This is a genomic window from Variovorax sp. Soil_C_39 (assembly GCF_057656815.1).
Genome location: NZ_JBDGJQ010000006.1, coordinates 42,530 through 61,522, shown reverse-complemented (window position 1 = coordinate 61,522; position 18,993 = coordinate 42,530). Strand labels below are relative to the sequence as shown.

The 18,993-nt window shown below is 69.3% G+C and carries 19 protein-coding genes; 13 read left to right on the top strand and 6 right to left on the bottom strand.

From position 1 onward, the window contains the following. The first annotated feature begins 4 nt into the window (after positions 1 to 4). Positions 5 to 976: a recombination-associated protein RdgC gene (locus AC3A6J_RS17010; protein ID WP_487861147.1), complete on the top strand. Its 972-nt coding sequence runs from the start codon at positions 5 to 7 to the stop codon at positions 974 to 976. Positions 977 to 1,028: 52 nt separating this feature from the next. Here the strand turns inward: AC3A6J_RS17010 and AC3A6J_RS17005 are convergent, their stop codons facing one another. After that, positions 1,029 to 1,442 carry a glycerate kinase gene (locus AC3A6J_RS17005; RefSeq protein WP_487861146.1) on the bottom strand — a complete coding sequence of 138 codons (414 nt, stop codon included), beginning with the start codon at positions 1,440 to 1,442 and terminating at the stop codon, positions 1,029 to 1,031. Between the two features lie 68 nt (positions 1,443 to 1,510). Then, positions 1,511 to 2,902, bottom strand: a complete 1,392-nt coding sequence (radA, locus tag AC3A6J_RS17000) for a DNA repair protein RadA (RefSeq protein ID WP_487861145.1) — start codon at positions 2,900 to 2,902, stop codon at positions 1,511 to 1,513. A gap of 100 nt (positions 2,903 to 3,002) precedes the next feature. On the opposite strand from radA, the gene hpaR reads away from it, so the two are divergent. The 12 genes from hpaR (at position 3,003) to AC3A6J_RS16940 (ending at position 14,013) form a co-directional block, all read left to right on the top strand. Beyond that, positions 3,003 to 3,437, top strand: a complete 435-nt coding sequence (gene hpaR / locus AC3A6J_RS16995; RefSeq protein ID WP_487861144.1) for a homoprotocatechuate degradation operon regulator HpaR — start codon at positions 3,003 to 3,005, stop codon at positions 3,435 to 3,437. Beyond that, positions 3,434 to 4,072: a fumarylacetoacetate hydrolase family protein gene (locus AC3A6J_RS16990; RefSeq protein WP_487861143.1), complete on the top strand. Its 639-nt coding sequence runs from the start codon at positions 3,434 to 3,436 to the stop codon at positions 4,070 to 4,072. Before hpaR ends, AC3A6J_RS16990 begins: the two co-directional genes overlap by 4 nt. Then, positions 4,069 to 4,842, top strand: a complete 774-nt coding sequence (locus AC3A6J_RS16985) for a fumarylacetoacetate hydrolase family protein (protein ID WP_487861142.1) — start codon at positions 4,069 to 4,071, stop codon at positions 4,840 to 4,842. The genes AC3A6J_RS16990 and AC3A6J_RS16985 overlap by 4 nt, the downstream gene beginning before the upstream one ends. Further along, positions 4,839 to 6,299: a 5-carboxymethyl-2-hydroxymuconate semialdehyde dehydrogenase gene (gene hpaE, locus AC3A6J_RS16980; RefSeq protein ID WP_487861141.1), complete on the top strand. Its 1,461-nt coding sequence runs from the start codon at positions 4,839 to 4,841 to the stop codon at positions 6,297 to 6,299. The genes AC3A6J_RS16985 and hpaE overlap by 4 nt, the downstream gene beginning before the upstream one ends. Before the next feature lie 2 nt (positions 6,300 to 6,301). Continuing rightward, entirely contained in the window at positions 6,302 to 7,180 is an 879-nt protein-coding gene (hpaD, locus tag AC3A6J_RS16975) for a 3,4-dihydroxyphenylacetate 2,3-dioxygenase (RefSeq protein ID WP_487861140.1), read from the top strand. 17 nt (positions 7,181 to 7,197) lie between these two features. Further along, complete coding sequence (locus tag AC3A6J_RS16970) at positions 7,198 to 7,605, top strand: 5-carboxymethyl-2-hydroxymuconate isomerase (protein ID WP_487861139.1); 408 nt, start codon at positions 7,198 to 7,200, stop codon at positions 7,603 to 7,605. A gap of 13 nt (positions 7,606 to 7,618) precedes the next feature. Then, a complete protein-coding gene (hpaH, locus tag AC3A6J_RS16965) occupies positions 7,619 to 8,422 on the top strand; it encodes a 2-oxo-hept-4-ene-1,7-dioate hydratase (protein WP_487861138.1) in 804 nt (267 codons plus the stop codon). Between the two features lie 25 nt (positions 8,423 to 8,447). After that, entirely contained in the window at positions 8,448 to 9,278 is an 831-nt protein-coding gene (gene hpaI / locus AC3A6J_RS16960; protein WP_487861137.1) for a 4-hydroxy-2-oxoheptanedioate aldolase, read from the top strand. A 50-nt stretch (positions 9,279 to 9,328) separates the two neighbouring features. Beyond that, entirely contained in the window at positions 9,329 to 11,077 is a 1,749-nt protein-coding gene (ilvD, locus tag AC3A6J_RS16955; protein WP_487861136.1) for a dihydroxy-acid dehydratase, read from the top strand. A gap of 34 nt (positions 11,078 to 11,111) precedes the next feature. Beyond that, positions 11,112 to 12,101 (top strand): Bug family tripartite tricarboxylate transporter substrate binding protein, encoded by a 990-nt coding sequence (locus AC3A6J_RS16950; protein ID WP_487861135.1) that lies wholly within the window; start codon positions 11,112 to 11,114, stop codon positions 12,099 to 12,101. A gap of 138 nt (positions 12,102 to 12,239) precedes the next feature. Continuing rightward, positions 12,240 to 13,031, top strand: a complete 792-nt coding sequence (locus tag AC3A6J_RS16945) for a class II aldolase/adducin family protein (protein WP_487861134.1) — start codon at positions 12,240 to 12,242, stop codon at positions 13,029 to 13,031. Between the two features lie 4 nt (positions 13,032 to 13,035). Beyond that, positions 13,036 to 14,013, top strand: coding sequence for a 2-dehydropantoate 2-reductase (locus tag AC3A6J_RS16940; protein WP_487861133.1), 978 nt, complete (start codon positions 13,036 to 13,038; stop codon positions 14,011 to 14,013). On the opposite strand, the gene AC3A6J_RS16935 is transcribed toward AC3A6J_RS16940, so the two are convergent. The 4 genes from AC3A6J_RS16935 to AC3A6J_RS16920 all read right to left on the bottom strand — a co-directional run bounded on the left by AC3A6J_RS16935 (position 14,007) and on the right by AC3A6J_RS16920 (position 18,975). After that, the gene (locus AC3A6J_RS16935; protein ID WP_487861132.1) at positions 14,007 to 14,996 is read right to left on the bottom strand and encodes a tripartite tricarboxylate transporter substrate binding protein; all 990 of its coding nucleotides are present in this window, start codon (positions 14,994 to 14,996) and stop codon (positions 14,007 to 14,009) included. The genes AC3A6J_RS16940 and AC3A6J_RS16935 overlap by 7 nt on opposite strands. Positions 14,997 to 15,030: 34 nt before the next feature. Beyond that, positions 15,031 to 16,239, bottom strand: coding sequence for an acyl-CoA dehydrogenase family protein (locus AC3A6J_RS16930; RefSeq protein ID WP_487861131.1), 1,209 nt, complete (start codon positions 16,237 to 16,239; stop codon positions 15,031 to 15,033). 18 nt (positions 16,240 to 16,257) lie between these two features. Then, positions 16,258 to 17,859: an AMP-binding protein gene (locus AC3A6J_RS16925; RefSeq protein WP_487861130.1), complete on the bottom strand. Its 1,602-nt coding sequence runs from the start codon at positions 17,857 to 17,859 to the stop codon at positions 16,258 to 16,260. A gap of 120 nt (positions 17,860 to 17,979) precedes the next feature. After that, the gene (locus tag AC3A6J_RS16920) at positions 17,980 to 18,975 is read right to left on the bottom strand and encodes a LysR family transcriptional regulator (RefSeq protein ID WP_487861129.1); all 996 of its coding nucleotides are present in this window, start codon (positions 18,973 to 18,975) and stop codon (positions 17,980 to 17,982) included. Between the last annotated feature and the right edge of the window lie 18 nt (positions 18,976 to 18,993).

Below are 18,993 nucleotides of genomic sequence, written 5' to 3'. Positions count from 1 at the left end.
TTCAGTGTCCGTATTCAAGAACGTCATCGTCTATCGCATCGAACCTGCCTGGTCCCAAACGCTGGCCGAGGCGGAAGAAGGCCTGGGCAAGCAGCGCTTCGAGCCCTGCGGCCCATCGCAGGAAAAGTCGGCCGGCTGGATCGAGCCGCGCGGCGAGGCCAATGGCCCGCTGGTGGAGTCCATCGACGGGCAGTGGCTCGTCGAGTACATGATCGAGAGCAAGGCCGTGCCCGGCTCGGTGGTGCGCCGCAAGCTCGACGAGCGCTGCGCGCAGATCGAGGCCGCCACGGGCCGCAAGCCCGGCAAGAAGGAAAAGAAGGAGCTCAAGGAGGACATCACGCTCGAGCTGCTGCCGATGGCCTTCACGCGCAGTGCCCGCGTGGCCGTGTGGATCGACCAGGCCGAGCGCCGCCTCGTGATCAACTCCGCCAATGCCGCGCGCGCCGACGAGGTGATCACCAGCCTCGTGAAGGCGTTCGACGGCTTTGCCGTGAGCCCGATCAACACGCAGGTCGAGCCCGCTGCCGCCATGGCCAACTGGCTGCTCACGCAGGAACCGCCGGCCGGCTTCACGGTCGACCGCGAGTGCGAGCTCAAGGCATCCGACGATTCGAAGGCCGTGGTGCGCTATGCCAAGCATCCGCTCGACATCGAGGAAGTCAAGCAGCACATCAGCGACGGCAAGCGCCCGACAAGGCTCGCGCTGACCTGGGACGACCGCGTGTCGTTCGAGCTCACGCACGGCATGCTGATCCGCAAGATCGTGTTCCTCGAAGGCACGGGGGACGGTGCGGCCGGCGGCAAGAAGGAAGACAACTTCGATGCCGACGTGGCGATCGCCACCGGCGAGCTCGGCCAGCTCGTGCCGGCGCTGCTCGACGCGCTCGGCGGCGAGGCGGCGTTCGGCGCGGCTCCGACAGAGGCCGCAGCGCCAGCGACCGCTACGCCGGCCGAAGAGGCGGACGCACCGTTCTGAAAGCCGGCCGCCGTACGCGGCGGCCGTGAAGGGTTCGCGCAGGACGCGAAAGCTACGGCTGCTCGTCGTCCGCGGGCTGCTCGGGCCGCGTCAGCGTCCAGCTTTGCAGCTTGCCGCCGTTGAACACCGCGTCGACGTAAGAGCCGCCTGCATCGGTCCAGCGGTAGTGCTCGGGCTGCTCGTCGCGCGGCGAGCGCGGCTCGCCGAGTGCGCGTGTCAGGGCGATGACGTGCATCAGCGTGACGCCCTGCTTGAGCTTGGCATTGAGCATCACCGCGCTCGCCACATGGCCAATCGGGCGGTTGCCCGCGCGCTTGAGCACCTGCATCAGGCGATTGAAGTGCATCAGCACGAACATCACGATCACGCCGGCCGCGAACGCGACTCCGCCCCAGCCGTAGCTGCGCCACGAGACACCGATCAGCACGATGGCGCCGACCGGAATCAGAAACTTCTGGAAATTCATGCGCATATTGTCGCCGCCCGCACTGGCGTTCTTCGCCGCGCAGCGCGTCGAAGGCGCTTCGGGCACGTTCAATCCAGCCCGCGTACGACGTCCATCGCCTCTTCGATGCGATCGACCGCGTGGATCGTCAGGCCCTCGATCTCCTTCGCGCCCTTGCGCGGCGCGTTGGCCTTGGGCACCACGGCCACGCTGAAGCCCAGCTTGGCGGCTTCGCGCAGCCGCTCCTGGCCGCGCGGCGCGGGCCGCACCTCGCCGGCCAGGCCGACCTCGCCGAAGGCGATAAAACCCTTGGGCATCGGCTTGCCGCGCAGGCTCGAGGTGATGGCGAGCATCACCGCGAGGTCGGCCGCGGGTTCGCTGATGCGCACGCCGCCCACCGCGTTGACGAACACGTCCTGGTCCATGCAGGCCACGCCCGCATGGCGGTGCAGCACGGCCAGCAGCATCGCGAGGCGGTCGCGGTCCAGGCCCACGGAGAGCCGGCGGGGGCTGGGCCCGCCGTCGTCGACCAGCGCCTGGATCTCGACCAGCATCGGCCGCGTGCCTTCGAGCGTGACCAGCACCACGCTGCCGGGCACCGGCTCGGCATGCTGGCTCAGGAAGATCGCGCTCGGGTTCGCCACGCCCTTGAGACCGCGCTCTGTCATCGCGAACACGCCGATCTCGTTGACCGCGCCGAAGCGGTTCTTGATGGCGCGCACCAGGCGAAAGCTCGAGTGCGTGTCGCCCTCGAAATACAGCACCGTGTCGACCATGTGTTCGAGTACGCGCGGCCCCGCGAGCGCGCCCTCCTTCGTGACGTGGCCCACCAGCACCACCGCCGTGCCGCTGGTCTTGGCGAAGCGCGTGAGGTGGGCCGCGCATTCGCGCACCTGCGCGACCGAGCCGGGCGCCGAGGTGAGCTGGTCGGAGTAGACGGTCTGGATCGAGTCGATCACCGCGATCGCCGGCCGCGTGGCGTCGAGCGTGGCGATGATCTTCTCCAACTGGATCTCGGCCAGCACCTGCACCTGCGAATGGTCAAGGCCGAGCCGCCGCGAGCGCAGCGCCACCTGCGCCCCGCTTTCTTCGCCGGTGACGTAGAGCGCGTTCTGTCCTGCGCGCTGCAGCGCATCGACGGCCTGCAGCAGCAGCGTCGACTTGCCGATGCCGGGGTCGCCACCAATCAGCGTGACGCCGCCCGAGACGATGCCGCCGCCGAGCACGCGGTCGAGTTCGTCGAGGCCCGTCGGCGTGCGCGCGATGTCGGTGGCCTCGATCTCCGACAGCGTCGCGAGCTCGGACGCGCCGGCCAGCGACGCGAACTGCGTGCCGAAGCGGTTGTTGGCCGAGCCGCTGGCGCTGCCCGCCACCTGCTCGACCAATGTGTTCCAGGCGCTGCAGCTCGGGCATTTGCCGAGCCACTTGGGGCTGGTGCCGCCGCATTCGCTGCAGACGAAGAGTGATTTGTCCTTGGCCATGCGGCGAGTTTAGGGGTCCGCACAAACCCCTATGCGTGGCGGCTAGGAAGCAGCTGGCAAATCATTTAACATGTTAAGTAATTTGAACCGGACGAGCCACTTGAGCACCACCTTCACCCACCGCAATCTGCCGCGCCTGCTGCTGCAGGCGCGCGAGGCCGTCATGGCCCACACGCGGCCGAGCCTGCGCGAACACGCGCTGTCCGACCAGCAATGGCGCGTGCTACGCGTGCTCGGCGAGAACGGCGCAGTCGACACCGGCCACGTGGCGCGCGAGGCCTTCATCCTCGGCCCGAGCCTCACCGGCGTGCTCGCGCGCATGGAGCGCGACAAGCTCATCACGCGCAGCCGCGACCCGGCCGACCAGCGACGCACCGTCATCGAGGCCACGCCGCATGGCATGCGGCTGGTCAAGCGCCTGGGAGTCAGCATCGAGGCGCACTACGCCTGGATGGAAAAGTCACTCGGCAAGACCAAGCTCACGCAGCTCTACGGACTGCTCGACGAACTCATCGCGCTGGAGCAGCCCGCATGAACGGCACCGCCTCGCACTACCTTCCGACCGGCACCGTGTACGGCACGCTGCTGAACTTTCGCGCCGAATTCGACGCGCTCGTGCCGCAGATGACCGAGCCGCCCTACAAGGCCGCGCCGAAGGCCCCGGTGCTCTACGTGAAGACCGCCAACACCTGGAGCCCGCACGGTGCTGCGATCGCCGTGCCGGTGGACGCGCCCGAAGTCGAGGTCGGCGCGACCGTCGGCATGGTGATCGGCGCCGGCGGCGACGTCGAGGGCTTCGTGCTGATGAACGACCTGTCGATCCCGCACACGAGCTTCTTCCGACCGCCCGTCAAGTTCAAGTGCGTCGACGGGTTTCTCGGCATCGGCCCGGCGCTGCGCGATGCGCAGGAAGTGGCCGACCCGGCGGGCTTCAGCGTCGAGGTCCGCATCAACGGCGCGCTGCGGCAGACACTCGACTTCGCCACGCTGGTGCGGCCTGCGCGCCAGCTGCTCGCAGATGTCGGCGAGTTCATGACGCTCGCACACGGCGACGTGCTGTTGCTCGGCTGCGGCGCGGGCCGGCCGCTGGCACGCGCGGGCGACCGCATCGAGATTTCCGCCGCGGGCTTCGAGCCCCTGGTCAACACGCTGGTGCAGGAGGCCGCATGAAGCACGCACGCGTCATCTACGAAGGCCGCGAGCACACTGGCACCAGCCACGACCTCGACGGGCAGCCCGACGCCGCGGTGCGCCTGCAGGACGGGCGCGTCGTGCCGCAGGCGCAGCTCGTGTGGCTGCCGCCGCTGGCGCCGACGCCACGCCCGCGCACCATCCTCGCGCTCGGCCTCAACTACGCCGACCATGCGAAGGAGCTCGAATTCAAGGCGCCCGAGGAACCGCTGGTGTTCGTCAAGGGACAGGCCACGCTGACGGGGCACCGGCAGAAGACCTTCCGGCCCGCCAGCGTGCAGTTCATGCACTACGAATGCGAACTCGCGATCGTGGTCGGCAAGACTGCGCGCAAGGTGAAGCGCGATGACGCCTGCGACTTCATCGGCGGCTACACGGTGGCCAACGACTACGCGATCCGCGACTACCTCGAGAACTGGTACCGCCCCAACCTGCGCGTGAAGAACCGCGACACCTGCACGCCGCTCGGCCCATGGTTCGTCGATGCGGTCGACGTGCCCGATCCGATGTCGCTCGCGCTGCGCACCACCGTCAACGGCAAGGTCACCCAGCAAGGCAACACGCGCGACATGATCTTCGACGCGCCCTTCCTGATCGAGTACTTCAGCCGCTTCATGACGCTGTCGCCCGGCGACCTGATCCTCACCGGCACGCCCGACGGCGTGGTCGACTGCCGGCCCGGCGACGTGGTCGTGACCGAGATCGAGGGCATCGGCGCCCTCCAGAACACCATCGAAGGACCCGCATGAGAATCGACCACCTGATCGCCGGCCGGCGCGTTGCCGGCACCGACTACTTCGAGACCGTGAACCCCGCCACGCAGGAAGTGCTGGCCGAGGTCGCCGCGGGCGGCGAGGCCGAAGTGAACGCCGCCGTGGCAGCCGCCAAGGAAGCCTTTCCCAAGTGGGCCGGCCTGCCCGCGCCCGAACGCGCGAAGCTGATGCGCAGGCTTGGCGAGCTGATTGCCAAAAACGTGCCCGAGATCGCGCGCACCGAGACCGACGATTGCGGCCAGGTCATCGCCCAGACCGGCAAGCAGCTGGTGCCGCGCGCGGCCGACAACTTCCACTATTTCGCCGAGATGTGCACGCGCGTCGACGGCCACACCTATCCGACGCCCACGCACCTGAACTACACGCTGTTCCACCCGGTGGGCGTGTGCGCGCTCATCAGCCCGTGGAACGTGCCGTTCATGACGGCCACCTGGAAGGTCGCGCCCTGCCTGGCCTTCGGCAACACCGCGGTGCTGAAGATGAGCGAGCTCTCGCCGCTCTCCGCCGCGCGGCTCGGCGAACTCGCGCTCGAAGCCGGCATTCCGCCGGGCGTGCTGAACCTGGTGCACGGCTACGGCAAGGACGCCGGCGAGCCGCTGGTGGCGCACCCCGACGTGCGCGCGATCTCGTTCACCGGCTCCACCGCCACGGGCAACCGCATCGTGAAGAGCGCGGGCCTGAAGAAGTTCAGCATGGAGCTCGGCGGCAAGAGCCCGTTCGTGATCTTCGACGACGCCGACCTCGACCGCGCGCTCGACGCAGCCGTCTTCATGATCTTCAGCAACAACGGCGAGCGCTGCACCGCGGGTTCGCGCATCCTGGTGCAGCAGTCGATCTATGCCGACTTTGCCGCCAGGTTCGCCGAGCGCGCGAAGCGCATCGCGGTCGGCGACCCGCTCGACGAGAAGACCATCGTCGGCCCGATGATCTCGCAGGCCCACCTGGCCAAGGTGCGCAGCTACATCGAGCTGGGCCCGAAGGAGGGCGCGACGCTGCTGTGCGGCGGGCTCGATGCGCCGAGTGATCTGCCCGAGCGGGTGAAGCGCGGCAACTACGTGATGCCGACCGTCTTCGCCGACGTCGACAACCGCATGAAGATCGCGCAGGACGAGATCTTCGGCCCCGTCGCCTGCCTGATCCCGTTCAGGGACGAGGCGCATGCGATCGAACTGGCCAACGACATCGCCTACGGCCTCTCGAGCTACGTCTGGACCGAGAACATCGGCCGCGCCCACCGCGTCGCCGCCGCGGTGGAGGCCGGCATGTGCTTCGTCAACAGCCAGAACGTGCGCGACCTGCGCCAGCCCTTCGGCGGCACCAAGGCCTCGGGCACGGGCCGCGAAGGCGGCACCTGGAGCTACGAGGTGTTCTGCGAGCCGAAGAACGTGGCGGTGTCGCTGGGCAATCACCACATTCCGCATTGGGGAGTCTGACCATGGGCACGCTCGCACTCGCCGCCAAGATCACGCATGTACCGTCGATGTACCTGTCGGAATTTCCGGGGCCGAACTTCGGCTGCCGCGACGCCGCGATTCAGGGCCACAAGGAAATCGACCGCCGCTGCCGCGCGCTGGGCGTGGACACCATCGTGGTGTTCGACGTGCATTGGCAGGTCAACAGCGAATACCACATCAACTGCGGTCCGGAATTCGGCGGCACCTACACCAGCAACGAGCTGCCGCACTTCATCAAGAACATGCCCTATGCCTACCCGGGCAACCCGGCGCTCGGGCACCTGATCGCCGACGTGGCGAACGAGATGGGCGTGAAGAGCCGCGCGCACAGCGACACCACGCTCGAGCTCGAGTACGGCACGCTGGTGCCGATGCGCTACATGAATGCCGACCAGCGCTACAAGGTGATCAGCATCAGCGGCTGGTGCGACTGGCACGACCTCGCCGAGTCGGGCCGCTTCGGCCTCGCGGTGCGCCGCGCGATCGAGGAGCGCTACGACGGCACGGTCGCGGTGTTCGCGAGCGGTTCGCTCTCGCACCACTTCGCCGACAACGGCCGCGCGCCCGAGTTCATGCACAAGGTCTACGACCCGTTTCTCGAGCAGGTCGACCATCGCGTGGTCGAACTCTGGAAGGCCGGCGACTGGAAAACATTCGTCGGCATGCTGCCGATGTATGCCGACAAGTGCTGGGGCGAAGGCGACATGCACGACACCGCGATGCTGCTGGGCCTGCTCGGCTGGGACCGCTACACCGCACCCGTGGAGATCGTGACGCCCTATTTCGGCAGCTCGGGCACGGGACAGATCAACGCGATCTTCCCGGTCACGCCGCTGCCGGCCGACGCCGCCACCGCCTGAGCAAGGGAGCACGACGCATGCCGCACCTGGTGATCCTCTACACGCCCAACATCGAGCCCGAGACCGACATGACGGCGCTCTGCCGCACGCTTGCCGACACCATGCTCGCGCAGCGCGACGCGGCGGGCCGGCCGGTCTTTCCCACGGGCGGCACGCGCGTGCTGGCCTACCCGGCTGCGCACCACGCGGTGGCGGACGGGAAGGCCGACTACGCCTTCGTCTACCTCAACCTGCGCATGGCGGCGGGCCGCACCGATGCCGTGAAGAAGAAGGCCGGCGACGACCTGCTCGTGGCGGTGAAGACGCATTTCGCGCCGGTGCTCGAGCGCCGCCACATCGGCATCACGCTGCAGATCGACGAAAGCCCGCAGCAGGTGTACGACGGCAAGCACAGCAACCTGCATCCCCTGTTCAACAAAGGCTGAGAAGAAGACTGCCATGCTTTCCGACGCCACCATCGCCCAACTGGCCGCCGAACTGCACGAGAGCGAACGCACGCGCGTGCAGGTCGAGCATTTCTCCAAGCGCTTTCCCGAGATGACGGTCGAGGACGGCTACGCCGTCTCGCGCGCCTGGGTCGCGCACAAGATCGCCGGGGGGCGCACCGTCAAGGGCCACAAGATCGGCCTGACCTCGCGCGCGATGCAGCTGTCGAGCCAGATCAGCGAGCCCGACTACGGCACGCTGCTCGACGACATGTTCTTCGAGCAGGGCGCCGACATTCCTTTCACGCGCTTCATCGCGCCGCGCATCGAGGTCGAGCTGGCCTTCGTGCTCGGCCGGCCACTCAAGGGGCCGGGGGTCACGATCTTCGACGTGCTCGCGGCCACCGACTACGTGGTGCCCGCGATCGAGATCATCGATGCGCGCATCGAGCAGTTCGACCGCCACACCAAGGCGCCGCGCAAGGTGTTCGACACCATCGCCGACAACGCGGCCAACGCAGGCATCGTGCTCGGCGGCCGGCCGGTCAAACCCGATGCGGTCGACCTGCGCTGGGTCGGCGCGCTGCTCTACAAGAACGGCGTGATCGAGGAGACCGGCGTGGCCGCGGCCGTGCTCAACCACCCGGCCACCGGCGTGGCCTGGCTCGCGAACAAGCTCGCGCCCTGGGACGAGCACCTCGCGGCCGGCGAGGTGGTGCTCGCCGGTTCGTTCACGCGCCCCACCACCGCGCTCGCGGGCGACACCTTCCACGCCGACTACGGCCCCCTCGGCGCGATTTCGTTCAGACTCGCCTGACCCGCCACTACCGAGACATCGTCCCATGCAGACACCCCTCAACACCTTCAAGCAGGCCCTGGCCGGCAAGCGCGCCCAGATCGGTCTCTGGGTCGGCCTAGCCGACGGCTATGCGGCCGAGATCCTGGCCGGCACCGGCTACGACTGGCTGCTGGTCGACGGCGAGCATGCGCCGAACGACGTGCGCTCGATCCTCGCGCAGCTGCAGGGCATCTCGAGCGCCTGGTCGGCACTGCCCGAGGGCGCCACGCGGCCGCAGCCGGTGGTGCGCGTGCCGGTCGGCGACACCACGCTGCTCAAGCAGATGCTCGACATCGGCGCGCAGACCATCCTGGTGCCGATGGTCGACACCGCCGAACAGGCCGCGCGCATGGTGCAGGGCATGCGCTACCCGCCCGAAGGCGTGCGCGGCATGGGCAGTGCGCTCGCGCGCGCCTCGCGCTGGCAGGCCTACCCCGACTACCTGCACGAGGCCAATGCCCAGACCTGCCTGCTGGTGCAGGCCGAGACGGTCGAGGCGATGAGGAACCTCGACGCGATCGCCGCCACCCCCGGCGTGGACGGCGTGTTCATCGGTCCGGCCGACCTTTCGGCCTCGATGGGCTTCGTGGGCCAGCCCGGCCACCCCGAAGTGCAGGCCGCGATCGCCGATGCGATCGCACGCATCCAGAAGGCCGGCAAGGCGGCCGGCATCCTCTCGACCACCGAGGAGCAGGCGCGCAAGTGGCTCGCTGCGGGCGCGGCCTTCGTCGCCGTGGGCGTGGACACCATGCTGCTGGCCGCAGCGGCCAGCGCGCTGGCGGGCAAGTTCAAGCCCGAGGGCGCGGCCGCCAGCGCCGCGCCCGGCAGCTACTGACGCCTTCTGCAAACCCATCCATTGACCGAACGCCAGCCGCCCGCCAGCCAATGACCACCCCGACCGACCCGAAGAAACCGCCGCGCTTCCGCTCCGCCATCATCCGCGAGGGCACGATCCGCGCCACCACGCGCAGCTTCCTGCATGCGCTGGGGCAGGACGACGAGGACATCGAACGCCCGCACATCGGCGTGTTCCACACCGGCGGCGAGATGAGCCCCTGCAACCTCAACCTGCGCGAGCAGGCGCAGCATGCCAAGACCGGCATCTATGCGGGCGGCGGCACGCCGCACGAATGCCCGGTGGTGTCGGTGAGCGACGGGCTCACGATGGCGCATTCGGGCATGCGCTTCTCGCTGATCTCGCGCGAACTCATCGCCGACAGCGTCGAGGCCTCCACGCGCGGCCACCAGTGGGACGGCATCTTCGCGATCGGCGCCTGCGACAAGAACCTGCCGGGCCTGATGATGGGCATGGTGCGCTGCAACGTGCCGAGCGTGTTCGTGCATGGCGGCTCGGCGCTGCCGGGGCAGATGCCCGGGCCCGACGGGCGCGACCTGAACGTGGTCGACACCTACGAGACCATCGGCAAGGTGCTCGCCGGCACCGCCACGACCGACGAACTCGACGCCATGAGCCGCGCCTGCCTGCCCACCGCGGGCGCCTGCGCGGGCCAGTTCACGGCCAACACCATGGGCATGGTGTCCGAGGCGCTCGGCCTCGCGCCCATCGGCTCGAGCATGGTGCCGGCGGTGTTCAGCGAGCGAGCGCCGCTGATGCGCCGCGCCGCGAAGCACCTGATGAAGGCGGTGATGGGCGACGCGCCGCTGCCGCGCGACATCGTCACGCGCAAGGCGCTCGAGAACGCCTGCGCCGTGGTGTCGGCCACGGGCGGCTCGACCAATGCCGCGCTGCACCTGCCGGCGATCGCGCACGAGGCGGGCATCCGCTTTCACCTCGACGACGTGGCCGAGATCTTCGCGCGCACCCCGCTCATCGCCGACCTGCGCCCGGGCGGGCAGTACCTGGCGCGCGACGTCTACTACATCGGCGGCGCGGGCGTGATCCTGCGCACGCTGATGGACCAGGGCTTCGTGCACGGCGACGCGCTGACCTTCACCGGCCGCACGCTGGCCGAGGAGCTCGCCGGCGCCTCTGCGCCCGACGGCCGGGTCGTGCGTGCAGCGGGCAACCCGATCACGCGCGACGGCGGCCTGGCGGTGCTCAAAGGCAACCTGTGCCCCGACGGCGCCCTGCTCAAGACGGCCGGCCTGAAGACGCTGGTGCACCGCGGGCCGGCGCGCGTCTTCGAGTCGGAAGAACAGGCGCAGGCCGCGGTGCAGAACCGCCGCTATGCGCCCGGCGACGTGATCGTGATCCGCAACGAGGGCCCCAAGGGCAGCCCGGGCATGCGCGAGATGCTCGGCATCACCGCCCTGCTCTACGGCCAGGGCATGGGCGACAAGGTGGCGCTCCTGACCGACGGCCGCTTCTCGGGCGCGACGCGCGGCCTGTGCATCGGCTATGCGGGGCCCGAGGCGGCGGACGGTGGCCCGATCGCGGCGTTGCGTGACGGCGACATGGTGGCGATCGACGCACGCGCCGAAGCGCGCAGCATCTCGGTCGAACTGGGGGCGGAGGAGATCGCCGGGCGGCTCGCAGCGCGCGGGGTCATCAACGTAAACGCGGGGGTCCAGCACCGTGGCTTGCTGGAAAAATACGCGCTCACCGTGCGCCCTGCCCATCAGGGTGCCGTGACCCATTCGGGCGCAGTCACCTGGCTGCGCGACGAGTCGTGAAACGCAACCACCCTACCCCGGAGAGAGACCCATCATGACCTTCAACCGCCGCCAGTTGCTGCAGACCACCGGTGCCTCGGCGCTGCTCGCCAGCCTGGGCCAGCACGCCTTCGCCCAGGCCTCCATCGAGACCGCCACCATCGTCACCGGCTTTGCGGCCGGTGGCACGTCGGACACCACCTGCCGGCGCGTAGCGACCCGCCTGAGCCCCGACTACGCGAAGACCGCGGTGGTCGAGAACCGCACCGGTGCGGGCGGCCAGATCGCTGTCAGCTACGTGAAGGGCCGCCCGGCCGACGGCGCCACCATCCTGCAGACGCCGACCTCGATCCTCACGATCTATCCCCACATCTACAAGAAGCTGCCGTACGACCCGATGGTCGACCTCACCCCGGTGAGCCTGGCCTGCATCTTCGACTTCGGCTTCGCGGTCGGCCCCGCGGTGCCCGCGAGCGTCAAGAACGTGCCCGAGTTCCTCGCCTGGGCCAAGGCCAACCCGACCGGCGCCAACTACGGCTCGCCGGCCGCGGGCTCCACGCCGCACTTCATCGGCGCGCTGCTGGGCAAGAAGGGCGGCGTCGAACTCAAGCATGCGGCCTACCGCGGCACCCAGCCGGCCATGCTCGACTTGCTCGGCGGCAACATCTCGGCCGTGTCGGGCCCGATCGGCGACATCACGCAGCACCTGGCCTCGGGCAAGGTGCGCATCCTGGGCGTCTCGGGCGCCAAGCGCAACCGCTTCGCCCCCGAGGTGCCGACCTTCGGCGAGCAGGGCATCAAGGACATGGCGCACAGCGAATGGTTCGCCTTCTTCCTGCCCGCCAAGGCGTCGCCCGACGTGGTCGCGAAGCTCAGCACGGCGATGAAGAACGCGCTGCTGCAGAAGGACGTGATCGACGGCCTCGGTACCTTTGGGCTCGAGGCCATGTCGTCGACGCCAGGCGAGCTCACCGAGCTGCTCAAGAAGGACACTGCCAAGTGGGCGCCGATCGTCAAGGAGGTCGGCTTCACTGCTGAGGGGTAGCCCACCCCCGAAGCGGCTCACTTCGTGTAGCCGCCTCCCCCTCAAGGGGGCAACACCAGCGGCCCGGCAAAGCCGGTTCCGCGGTGTTTCCCGCGAAGAGTTCGGGGCCAAGACAAGCGTCATCTGAAAGGAACTGCCATGAACGCACCCGCCACCACCGCGCCCACCGCGCTGGTCCATCCGTCGATCCATCCCGACGAGCGCGCCGCACGCGAAGAGCTCGCGGCCTGCTACCGCGTCTTCGCGATGCTGGGCTGGACCGAGATGATCTACAACCACATCACGGTGCGGCTGCCCGACAGCGTGACGGGCGGCGAGAAGCAGTTCCTCATCAACCCCTTCGGGCTGCACTACAGCGAGGTCACGGCGAGCAACCTCGTGAAGATCGACCTGCAGGGCAAGGTGCTCGACGGCTCGACCTGGCCGGTGAACCCGGCCGGCTTCACGGTGCATGCGGCCATCCACGACGGCCTCGAAGGCGCGCACTGCGTCATGCACACCCACACCACGGCCGGCGTGGCCGTGGCCTGTCTGCAGGGCGGCCTGCAGCAGACCAATTTCTATACCGCCCAGCTGCACGACATGGTGGCCTACCACGACTTCGAGGGCATCACCATCCATGCCGACGAAGGGCCGCGCCTGCTCCGAAGCATCGGCAACCGCAATGCGGTGATCCTGCGCAACCACGGCCTGCTGGCCTGGGGCCAGACGCTGCCGCAGACCTTCGCGATCCTCTGGACGCTGCAGCGGGCCTGCGACATCCAGATGGCGACGCTCTCGATGGGCCAGGCTATCCCCGTGAGCGAGGACATCGCGCGCAAGTGCACGCGCGACGCGCTGCAGTTCAACCCGAACCACGGCGCGGGCCAGGACGTGTTCGACGCGCTGGTGCGCCAAATCGACCGCATCGATCCCTCCTACAAGAACTGAAGCGATGAAGATCTGCATCTACGGCGCCGGCGCGATCGGCGGATGGATCGGCGTCGGCCTCGCGCAGGCGGGCGAGCGGCTCAACGTGGTGGCGCGCGGCGCCACGCTCGAGGCGCTGCAACGAGACGGACTCTCACTGATGCGCGGCGAGGTGCGCACGCGCGTGCCGGTCAACGCCGTGGCCGACCCCGAGGCGCTGGGCGTGCAGGACCTGGTGGTCATCGCCGTCAAGGCGCCCGCGCTGGCCGGCGTGGCCGAGCGCATCGGCCCGCTGATCGGTCCCGACACCGTGGTGCTGACAGCGATGAACGGCGTGCCCTGGTGGTTTCTCGAAGGCGGCTTCGGCGGCCCGATCACCGGCCGCCGGCTCGCGGCCGTCGACCCCGACGGCGCGATCGCACGCGCCATTCCCGCGGCCAACGTGATCGGCGCCGTGGTGCACTGCAGCTGCTCGCTCGATGCGCCCGGCGTGGTGCGGCACCATTTCGGCAATGGCCTGATCGTGGGCGAGCCTTCGGGCGCGGCCACGCCGCGCGTGCAGAAGCTGCTGGCGCTGCTGCAGCGCACCGGCATCGACGCCACGCTCTCGCCGCAGATCCAGCGCGACGTGTGGTTCAAGCTCTGGGGCAACATGACCGTCAACCCCATCAGCGCGCTCACGGGCGCCACCACCGACCTAATCATGGGCGACGATTTCGTGCGCGGCTTCATCTCGGCCGTGATGCTCGAAGCCAAGGAGATCGGGCGCCGCATCGGCATCGAGATCGCACAGAGCCCCGAAGACCGCCACGAGGTGACGAAGAAGCTCGGCGCCTTCAAGACCTCGATGCTGCAGGACGTCGAAGCCGGCCGCGCGGTCGAGCTCGATGCGCTCGTGACCGTGGTGCGCGAACTCGGCGAACTCACTGCCGTGGCAACGCCCTTCACCGATGCGCTGCTGGGCCTGGCGCGGCTGCAGGCGCGGCGCCTGGGCCTCTACTGAGGCTGCAGCTTCACCTGCTTCATCATCACCTCGGTCAGCGTCATTTCCTTGGTGAAGCCGCGCGTGTATTCGGGCGCGGGCAGCGGGCTCGCCTGGCCGCCGTTCTCGGTCAGGCCGGCCTGAACCGAAGGCGTCGCGAGCGCCTTCTCGAAAGCCGCGGCGATGCGTGCAGCCACCGCGTCAGGCGTGCCGGCCGGCACCGAGACGCCGCCCCATGACGTGAGCTCGACACCCTTCACACCGAGCTCGGCCAGCGTCGGCACATCGGGCAGCTTGGGGTTGCGGCGCGGGCCCGCGATCGCGAGCGGCTTGAGCTTGCCCGACTGGATCAGCGGATAGGCGACCGACAGGATCGGCGTTCCAAACGTCACCTGGTTGCCGAGGATCGCGTTCACCAGCTCCGACGCGCCCTTGTAGGGCACGTGCAGCGCCTCGGCATTCAGCGCGTTCAGCAGCAGCTCCACGCCCAGGTGCGAGGGCGTACCGACCCCGCCCGACGCGTAGTTCAGCGCGCCTGGATTGGCGCGCGCCTTGGCCGCCAGTTCGTCGAGGCTCCCGATGCCCGACGCGGCGTTGACCACCAGCGCGATGTCGGAGGTGCTCACCCGCATGATGTGGCGGAAGTCCTTGAGCGCGTCGTAGCCCGGGTCGCGGTACATGCGCATGTTCGCGGCCATCGGTGCGGCCGAATAGATCCAGGTGTAGCCGTCGGGCGCAGCGCGCGCCACCAGCCGGGCGCCGATGTTGCCGGCCGCGCCGGCCTTGTTCTCGATCACCACCGCCTGGCCCAGCAGCGGCCCCACGGCCTCGGCCAGGATGCGCGCGGTGATGTCGGGGCCGGTGCCCGCGAGGTAGGGCACCACCCACTTGATGGGGCGCTCGGGCCATGCGGCCTCGGCGGCCAGCGCGCACGAGGCGGCCGGCAGCAACGCGGCGGCGAGGGAGGCGGCCAGCACGTGGCGCCGTTGCAGCAGTCTGTTCATGTCTTTTGTCTCCTGGTGTGTCTCTGTCTTGTCGTCAGCCGGCGTCGCCGAGCAGCTCGCGCGCGATCGTGTTGCGCTGGATCTCGCTGGTGCCGGTCAGCACCCGGTACATGCGCAGCATGCGGAACAGGAACTCCACGCGCCGCCCCTGCACGATGCCTTCGCCGCCGTGGACCTGCACCGCGCGGTCGGCGATGCGGAACGCGGCTTCGGAGCAGAACAGCTTGGCCATCGAGGCCTCGGCGCGCGCTTCGCTGCCGGCATCGATCTGGCGCGCCGTCGACACCATGAGCGCCCGCGCGGCGGCCAGCTCGGTCGCCATGTCGGCCAGCATGTGCTGGACCGCCTGGAACTGCCCGATCGCGCGGCCGAACTGCTTGCGCTGGCCCGCATAGGCGCAGGCGTCGCGCAGCGCCACCGCCGCCAGCCCCACCATCGCCGGGCAATGCAGAAGCCGGTTGACCGTGATGCGGCCCAGCGCCAGCGCGAGCCCGCGCCCGGGTTCACCGATCAGGTTGGCCGCGGGAATGCGGCAGTTCTCGAGCACGATGTCGCCGGTGTGCGACTGCCCTGCCATCGTCTTGTAGCCGGCCTCGACGCGCACGCCCGGCTGCTTCAGGTCGACGAAGAAGGCCGTGACCTCGCGCTGCGCGCTCCCGGCCGGAGCGGTCGACGCCATGAGCACCGCGAAGTCGGCAAAGGGCGAGCCCGAGATGAAGCGCTTGCGTCCGTCGAGCACGAAATGCTCACCGTCGCGCACGGCGCGCGTCTGCACCGCGCCGGCGTCCGAGCCCGCCTCGGCCTCGGTGAGCGCGAAGCAGATCGCCTTCTCGGCCCGGGCCACCGGCTCGATGAAATTCTGCATGTGGTGCGGCGTGGCCTTGCGCACGAGAGCACCCACGCGCGGCGGCCCGCTGAGTTCGCCGAACACGTGCGGCGCGAGCGGCGAGCCGCTCGCATAGATGGCCTCCTTGATGAGCACGTGGTCGAGCACCGACAGCCCGAGGCCGCCCATCGATTCGGGCAGCGTCATGCCGTAGAAGCCAAGCGCATGCGAGCGGCGCCAGACCTGCTGCAGCACCTCGCGGCTGGCGCCATGCTCATGGTCGATGCCGTGCGTGCGCACGATGTCGGCCAGCTCGCCGTGCAGGAAGCCCTCGATGCGGCCGATCAGCTCGGCGGCGCGCGGCGAGCCCTCGAAGACGCCGCGGCTTGCCGTGGCGGGGGTGGCGTTGTCGTTCATCATTCTTCTCGTCCTCGTTCAGTTCACCATGCGGCTCTGACCGGCCCAGTACGGCGCCTGGATCTGCTTGCGCGCGACCTTGCCGTTGGGGTTCTTCGGCAGTGCCTCCACGAACGCCAAGCGGCGCGGGCGCTTGAAGCCGCCGAGCCGCTCGGCGCAGAAGGCATCGAGCGCGCCGCCGTCGAGCGCATGGCCGGGCTTGAGCACCACGTGCGCGGCCACGGCCTCGCCCCACTTGTCGTCGGGCACCGCGAAGACGCAGGCGTCGGCAATCGCCGCGTGCTGGTAGAGCACCGCTTCCACCTCCGACGGATAGACGTTGAAGCCGCCGCTGATGACCATGTCCTTCTTGCGATCGACGATGTAGACGAAGCCCTCCGAGTCCATACGCGCGAGGTCGCCCGTGTGATAGCGGCCGTTCTTCAGCACCTCGGCCGTGAGCTCGGGGGCGCGCCAGTAGCCCGCGAACACGTCGGCGCCGCCCACCACGATCTCGCCGATCTCGCCCGTGGCCACGGGCTCTCCCGCGTCGTCGACGATCTCGACCCTCGATTCGAGGAACGGCCGGCCGCACGAGGCAAGCCGCTCGGGCGCTGCGGCGCGTGCGAACAGGTGGTCTTCCACGCTCAGGCCGCACACGCCCGAGGTGGTCTCGCCCGCGCCGTAGCCTTGCGACAGCACCGGTCCGAACACGTCCATCGCGCGCAGGATGCGGGCCGGCGCCATGGGCGCGGCGCCATAGCCCAGGCGCAGCAGGTCTGGCAGCGGCCGGTACCGGCCTTCGAGCTCGCCGAGCAGCATGTTGATCATGGTCGGCACCATGAAGGTGTGCGTCACGCGGTCGGCCTTCATGTCGGCCAGGAAGCGCCCGGGCTCGAAGCCCGCGAACAGACGGATGGTCGCGCCGCTGCACAGCGCCGGCACGATCTGCATGCCCGAGGCATGCGTGATCGGGCCCACGAGGCCGAGCAGGTGGCCTTCGCGCATGCCCTCGGAACGCATGAGGAACTTGCGCAATTGCGCGAGCCGGTTGCCGAAGGTTTGCATCGCCGCCTTCAGCACGCCCGACGAGCCTGAGGTGTAGTGCAGCACGGCAAGCTCGTCGGCCTGGACGCTGACCGCCTCGAACACATCGCTCGCGCGTTCGAGCAGGCCGGCATAGGAGCTATCGGCATCCTCGGGGCCGTCGATGAACAGCAGCCTGGGCATCTCCGCGCTGCCGCCCTTCAGGTGCGGCAGGAAGGCTTCGGCGCGCTCTGCAGTGGTAACGATCAGCGCCGCGACGCTGTTGGTCACGATGTCGCCCACTTCGGTCGGCGACAGCCGCGCATTGAACGGTGCCTTGACGAGCGCGGCCTTGTAGCAGGCCAGTTCGATCTCGACGATCTCGGTGCAGTTCGGCAGGTAGATGCCGACGCGGTCGCCGCGCTGCAGACCGCATGCGAGCAGCGCGTTGGCCAGGCGGTTGGAACGGCGGTCGAGCGCTTCGTAGCTCAGGCTGCGGTCGGCGGTGCGCAGCGCGATGCGCCGGCCGTGGATGCGCGCGCAGCGCGAGACGAGTTCGCCGACATTGGCGACCGTGGAGGTGTGTGGCAAGGGTTGTCTCCTGGATGCGTGCATGCATGGGTTCTGCATGCGATGCGCCACTGTCCCGCAAAGCGGCAGCCAAGAGGAAATACCGTTTGCTGATGCCGGGCCATCAATCGGATTGATGGCCCCGCTTGCTCGCCGTGCGTGCGGCTATGCCCGAGGCGTGCGCCTCGCGCTGTCGTGCGCGAGCAGCTCGGCCTCCCAGCGCCCTTCGCGGATCAACCGCGCCGCCTGCTCGGCCAGCGCCTCGGCCACCACCTGCACGGCCGGATCGGGCGCGCGCTCGGCGGGCATGGCGATGGTGTAGCTGCGCTGCAGCGCGGGCTCCACCACGCGCGCAACAACCCAGTCGTCGCCGCCGTGCGGGCTGTCGCCGAGTGCGCAGGCCGGCGTGAAGGTGTAGCCCGCACCGCAGCCGTAGAGCGAGCGGATCACGCGCGCCGAATCGTGTTCGTGCGCGAGGTTCAGCGTCACGCCCAGCGACGCGGCAGCCTCCTCCACGCGCTGGCGGATCGAGAAGCGGCGCGATTGCAGCACGAGCGGCAGGCGCGCCGCGTCGGCGAAAGCGACCTCGGGCTTCGTGTTCTTTCCGCGCGCCCGCCGCCGCAGGTGCGCCGACAGGGCGCCATCGCGGTCGTAGCCGCAGACGAAGATCGACTCGCGCGCGAGCGGCCGGCAGTCCAATCCTTCGACTTGCGGCGTGTCCACGAGGATGCCGACGTCGGCGCGGCGGTCGAGCATGGCTTTCTTCACGGCCAGGCTCAGGTCGTCGAGCACGAACACGCGGATGCGCGGATGGCTGGTCTTGAGCGCGGCCAGCACCGGCCCGAGCAGCAGCGAGGCGATCAGGAACGGCACCGCCACCGTCACCGAGCCCTCGGGTCCCTGCGGCAGCCGCTGGATACGCTCGCGCACCGCATCGGCGTCCGACAAGAGCCGCCGCGCGTCTTCGTAGAGCTGCATGCCGGCGGGCGTGGGCGTCACGCCCGCATGCGAGCGGTCGAAGAGCTGCGCGCCGAGCTCGGCCTCGAGCTTCTTGATCTGCGCCGTGAGCGCCGGCTGCGCGATGTAGAGCGAACCGGCCGCGCGCGAGAGACTGCCGGCCTCGAGCACGGCGATGAAATAGCGCAGGGTCCGCAGGTCCATGCAGGCCGCTCAGCGAGC